General features: G+C 69.0%; 4 protein-coding genes. 3 read left to right on the forward strand and 1 reads right to left on the reverse strand.

The window, feature by feature from the left end:
- Together acnA and V7E05_RS13275 are read left to right on the forward strand one after the other, a co-directional pair.
- Nucleotides 1-1,991: aconitate hydratase AcnA (gene acnA, locus V7E05_RS13270; RefSeq protein WP_333620116.1), on the forward strand; the 1,991-nt coding region annotated here is incomplete at its 5' end.
- A 157-nt stretch (nucleotides 1,992-2,148) separates the two neighbouring features.
- Nucleotides 2,149-2,718: a TetR/AcrR family transcriptional regulator gene (locus tag V7E05_RS13275; protein ID WP_333620117.1), complete on the forward strand. Its 570-nt coding sequence runs from the start codon at nucleotides 2,149-2,151 to the stop codon at nucleotides 2,716-2,718.
- Nucleotides 2,719-2,877: 159 nt separating this feature from the next.
- Here V7E05_RS13275 and V7E05_RS13280 read toward each other — a convergent pair whose 3' ends face one another.
- Nucleotides 2,878-4,509 (reverse strand): ABC-F family ATP-binding cassette domain-containing protein, encoded by a 1,632-nt coding sequence (locus tag V7E05_RS13280; RefSeq protein WP_333620118.1) that lies wholly within the window; start codon nucleotides 4,507-4,509, stop codon nucleotides 2,878-2,880.
- Nucleotides 4,510-4,706: 197 nt separating this feature from the next.
- Between V7E05_RS13280 and V7E05_RS13285 the strand changes: the two genes are divergently transcribed.
- Nucleotides 4,707-5,770 (forward strand): lycopene cyclase family protein (locus V7E05_RS13285; RefSeq protein WP_333620119.1); only part of this gene is annotated, 1,064 nt, incomplete at its 3' end.

Raw genomic sequence — 5,770 nt, forward strand, 5'->3', positions numbered from 1 at the left:
GCGTCGTCGGCAAGTTCGTCGAGTTCTACGGCGCCGGCGTCGCCGCCGTGCCGCTGGCCAACCGCGCCACCATCGGCAACATGAGCCCGGAGTTCGGCTCCACCTGCGCCATGTTCCCGATCGACGGCGAGACCATCGACTACCTGCGCCTGACCGGTCGCGACGAGGCCCAGCTCGCGCTGGTCGAGGCCTACGCCAAGGAGCAGGGCATGTGGCTCGACCCGGAGGCGGCCGAGCCCGAGTTCTCCGAGTACCTCGAGCTGGACCTCGGCGACGTCGTCCCGTCGATCGCCGGCCCCAAGCGCCCGCAGGACCGCATCGAGCTGTCCGACTCCAAGAGCGCGTTCCGCAAGGACATCCACAACTACGTGGGCGACGACGCCACGACGCTCGAGGACACCCAGAAGGGCTCCACGCAGTACGGCGACGCCCCGGCCGAGGGTGCCACGCTCGTCCACGCCGAGGAGGGATCCGTCCGCGCCGACGCCTCCGCCGGCGCCGAGGGCCGGCCCTCCAAGCCGGTCGAAGTCACCGTCGAGGGCGAGGAGATGGTGCTCGACCACGGCATCGTCTCGATCGCCTCGATCACCTCGTGCACCAACACGTCCAACCCGTCGGTCATGATCGGCGCCGGCCTGCTCGCCCGTAAGGCCCACGAGAAGGGTCTGACCGCCAAGCCGTGGGTCAAGACCTCCATGGCTCCGGGTTCGCAGGTCGTCACCGAGTACTACGAGCGCGCCGGCCTGTGGCCGGACCTGGAGGCCCTCGGCTTCCACCTCGTGGGCTACGGCTGCACCACCTGCATCGGTAACTCCGGCCCGCTACCGGAGGAGATCTCCAACGCGATCCAGGAGAACGACCTCACCGCGACCGCCGTCCTGTCCGGCAACCGCAACTTCGAGGGCCGGATCAACCAGGACGTCAAGATGAACTACCTGGCGTCCCCGCCGCTGGTCATCGCCTACGCCATTGCCGGCACCATGGACTTCGACTTCGAGTCCGACTCTCTCGGCAAGGACAACGACGGCAACGAGGTCTTCCTCAAGGACATCTGGCCCTCGGGCGAGGAGATCGAGAAGACCATCCAGGCGTCGATCTCCCGCAAGGAGTACACCGAGAAGTACGCCGACGTGTTCGCCGGCGACGACCGGTGGCGCAACCTCCCGACCCCCGACGGCAAGACCTTCGAGTGGGACGATAAGTCGACCTACGTCCGTAAGGCGCCGTTCTTCGACGGCATGGAGATGGAGCCGGCCCCGGTCTCCGATATCTCGGGCGCCCGCGTCCTCGCCAAGCTCGGAGACTCGGTCACCACCGACCACATTTCCCCCGCGTCGCCGATCAAGCCGGGCACGCCCGCCGCGAAGTACCTCGACGAGAACGGTGTGGCCCGCAAGGATTACAACTCCTTCGGCTCGCGTCGTGGCAACCACGAGGTGATGATCCGCGGCACGTTCGCGAACATCCGCCTTCAGAACCAGCTCCTCGACGGCGTCTCGGGTGGCTACACCCGCGACTTTACGCAGGAGGGCGCGCCGCAGTCGTTCATCTACGACGCCGCGCAGAACTACGCCGCGCAGGACATCCCGCTCGTCGTCCTCGGCGGCAAGGAGTACGGCACCGGTTCCTCGCGCGACTGGGCCGCGAAGGGCACCCGCCTCCTCGGCGTCAAGGCGGTCATCGCCGAGTCCTTCGAGCGGATCCACCGCTCGAACCTCATCGGCATGGGCGTCATCCCGCTGCAGTTCCCCGAGGGTGAGTCGCACGGCTCGCTCGGACTCGACGGCACCGAGACGTTCGCGATCTCCGGTATCGAGGAACTCAACAACGGCTCGACGCCGAAGACGGTCAAGGTCGTCGCCACCAAGGAAGACGGCTCGACCGTCGAGTTCGACGCGGTCGTCCGCATCGACACTCCCGGTGAGGCCGATTACTACCGCAACGGCGGCATCCTGCAGTTCGTGCTGCGGAACATGATCAAGGGCGCCTAGCTCCCCGATCGGTACAGGGGGTCCGCGCCGCTTCCGCGAGGGACACCGGCGGCGCGGGCTCCCCGCACCTTGTCGTACGACGTGTGGGCGGGTCGCGATTCGCGCACCCGCTCACACGCGTACGGAGTGGGAGTTGGCCGAGAAGGAGGTCTGGAAAATGCCCAAGGTCTCCGCAGATTACATGGAGCAGCGGCGGGAACAGATCCTGTCCGGTGCACGGCGATGCTTCGCCGAATTCGGCTACGAGGGCGCGACCGTATCCCACCTCGAGGCGGCCATCGGCCTGTCACGGGGGGCGATTTTCCACCACTTCGCCGATAAGGACGCGCTGTTCCTCGAACTCGCCCGTCGCGATACCGAGGCGATGCTCGACACCATCGCCGCGGACGGATTCGTCCAGGTGATGCGCAATCTCCTCGCTTCTCAAGAGGACTATTCGTGGCTCGGCACCCGCCTCGAGGTGGCGAGGCGCGTGCGCACCGACCCGGGGTTCCGGGAGCAGTGGGCCGACCACCAGAAGCTCGTCGACGAGGCGGCGACGAGCCGACTCGCCATCCAACGGGAGCAGGGGCGAGTGCGGACGGACGTCAGCGAGAGGGTCATGTTCACCTATCTCGACATGGTTCTCGACGGTCTCATCTCCCACCTCGCTACCGGCGGCGACACCGAGATCGCCGGCGAGGTGCTCGATTTCGTCGAGCACTCGGTGCGTACGCAAGACGGATAGGCCGGCGCGGCGAACGAGGAGCCACCAACGAAAGGGGCCCGCCAGATGGCGGGCCCCTTTCGATTGTGCGCCGACTCCGTCATGGAGGCCGACTCTGGCCCGTACTCCGACTCGGGTGCCTACTTCGGCCCCTGCTCGGGCGCCGAGTCCGGCGCTTGACTAGGCGAGCTCGACGATCTCCATGTACTCGTCGCTCCATAGGTCTTCGGTCCCGTCCGGGAGGACGATGACCCGTTCGGGCTCGAGAGCCCGGACGGCGCCGGGGTCGTGCGTCACGAGGACCACCGCGCCCTCGTACGTGCGCAGTGCGTCGAGGACCTGCTCGCGGGAGATCGGGTCGAGGTTGTTCGTCGGCTCGTCGAGGAGCAGCACGTTGGCCGCAGAGGAGACGAGCGCGGCGAGCGCGAGGCGCGTGCGCTCGCCGCCCGAGAGGGTTCCCGTGGGCTGGTCGAGCTGTGGTCCGGTGAACATGAACGCGCCGAGCAGGCCCCGCAGGTCCTGCTCCCCCGCGTCGGGGGCGAGGTGCCGGATGTTGTCCCACACCGAGGCGTCCATATCGAGGGTGTCGTGCTCCTGTGCGAAGTAGCCGATGCGCAGGCCGTGCCCGGAGACGATGCCGCCTTCCCCATCTGTGCGCTCCACGCCCGCGAGCAGCTTTAGCAGAGTGGTCTTGCCGGCGCCATTGAACCCGAGCACGACCACGCGCGAACCCTTGTCCACCGCGAGGTCGACGCCAGCGAAGACCTCGAGGGAGCCGTACATCTTGGTCAGGCCCTCGGCGAACAGTGGGGTCTTGCCGCACGGCGCGGGCTTCGGGAACGCGATGCGCGCCGTCCGGTCGGCGACACTCTCCTCTTCGAGGTCGTCCATCATCGAGTCCGCGCGGCGGAGCATCTGCTTCGCCGCTGCTGCCTTCGTGGCCTTGGCGCCGAGCTTGGCCGCCTGCGTGCGCAGGGTTGCGGCCTTCTTCTCCGCGTTCGCGCGTTCGCGGCGGCGGCGCGCCTCGTCCGTGGCGCGCTGCTCGAGGTACTTCTTCCAGCCGAGGTTGTAGGCGTCGACCTCGCCGCGCACGGCGTCGAGGAACCACACCTTGTTCACGACGTCCTCAAGCAGCTCGACATCGTGGGAGATGATGATGAGCCCGCCCTCGTGGTTGGAGAGGAACTGGCGCAGCCACTGGATCGAATCGGCGTCGAGGTGGTTCGTGGGCTCGTCGAGCAGAAGGGTCATCGCCGACTTGCCGCCGCCCTCGGACGCGGCGAAGAGAATGCGCGCGAGCTCGATGCGGCGGCGCTGACCGCCGGACAGCACGCCCATCTTTTGTTCCAACACCCGGTCGTCGAGGCCGAGGGAGGCGCAGATCCGCGCGGCCTCGCTCTCGGCTTCGTACCCGCCGCGGGAGGAGAACTCCTCCTCGAAACGGCCGAAGCGTCGGATGGCCTTGTCCTGTCGCTTCGGATCAGAGGAATCGGCCATCTTCTCCTGCTCGACGGACATCTTGCTCATCAGCTCGTCGAGCCCGCGCGCCGAGAGCACCCGGTTCTTCGCGGTGCCCTCCATATCGCCCTCGCGCGGGTCCTGCGGGAGGTAACCGATCTCGGAAGTAGCCGTCACAGAGCCGGCGTAGGGCTCCCCCTCTCCGGCGATGATCCGCATGGTCGTGGTCTTCCCGGCGCCGTTGCGCCCGACGAGCCCGATGCGGTCGCCCGGCTGCACGCGGAGGGTGGATCCGTCCATGTGCAGCAGGGTGCGCACGCCGGCGCGCACCTCGAGGTCGTCGATGGTGATCACGAAAGCTGGACTCCGTTTCGTTCGCGGTTGCTGGATCGGCCAACGTACCACCTTACCTGCCGCTTCGGTCCCCCGGCGAACCGAGAAAATGGACGGACGCCGCCCACTCCCCAGCCCACCATCGTCCCCTCCCCGGCCGCGGCGCTGCCCGAGCCGGCACGGTCCGGAGGCGCGCTCCGTCTACTGTGGTGGACGTCATGACGATCCCCCACGTGCTCATTGCCGGCCTCGGACCTGCGGGCCTCGCGCTTGCCGCCGGATGCGCCCGGCGCGGGCTGGATATCAGGGCCGTCGACCCCCGCCCGGAACGCACGTGGACGGCGACCTACGGATTGTGGGAGCCCGAGTGGCGCGCGGCGGTGGAGGCATTCCCGGCCCTTTCCGGCGTCGCCACCCGCACCACTCGTTCCCCCGCCGTCGTCGCGCCGCGCCGCGACGGCTCGCCCGCCCACGGCCTGGTCGACCTCCCGTACGTCGTCGTCGACCCCGCAGGACTGCAGCGCGCCCTGCTCTCGTATTGCCCCTCGATCGTGACGTCGGAGGCCGCGCCCACCACCGCCGAGCTGCGCGCCCTGCGGGCGGAGGACGGGACGATCGCCGTGGTCGATTGCCGCGGGGCCGAGCCGGTCGGGCGACCGGCTCCGCGCAGGGAGTCCCCCGCACAGTCCGCATTCGGGATCGTCGTGGCGGATGTCGAAGCGGAGCGGTTCCTCGCGGGAACGTTGAGCGGCGGCGCCGAAGCTGGCACGAACGCCGACGGCAGCGGCGGGAGCGGCGGGATCCTCATGGACTGGCGCGCACCTGTGGCCGCGGCGGGCGGTCCCGGCGGCGTCGTCGTCGGTGCTGCCGCCCGCAGAAGGCGCTCGAGGCGCCGCTCGTTCCTCTACGCCGTCCGTTTACCCGGCGGCGAGACCCTGCTCGAGGAGACGGATCTCGCGGGAGCGCCGGCGATGGGTTCGCCGGAACTGCGAGACCGCCTTGCGGATCGACTCGGACTCGACCGCGGCGGCCTCGCCGAGGTGGCGCGCCGCGGCCATGGGAGTGTCGGCGCGGCGGAGGGCGGGCGGCGCCCTGCGATCGAGGTGCTGCGCACAGAACACGTCCGATTCCCGCTGCTCGCGGCGCGGCGTTCTCCCGGCACGGTCCGCATCGGCACCACACTCATCGGCGCCACCCGCAACGCCGACCTCGGTCCGGAACGATTCGGCGTCGCGGCCGGCTTCGGTCATCCCGCCACCGGTTACAGCATCGCCACGACGCT

The organism is Dietzia sp., assembly GCF_036741115.1.
Lineage (GTDB): Bacteria > Actinomycetota > Actinomycetes > Mycobacteriales > Mycobacteriaceae > Dietzia.

Excerpts from the sequence above, each read along its gene's own strand:
- V7E05_RS13275 (WP_333620117.1), top strand. The coding sequence starts at position 2,149 with ATGCCCAAGGTCTCCGCAGATTACATGGAGCAGCGGCGGGAACAGATC.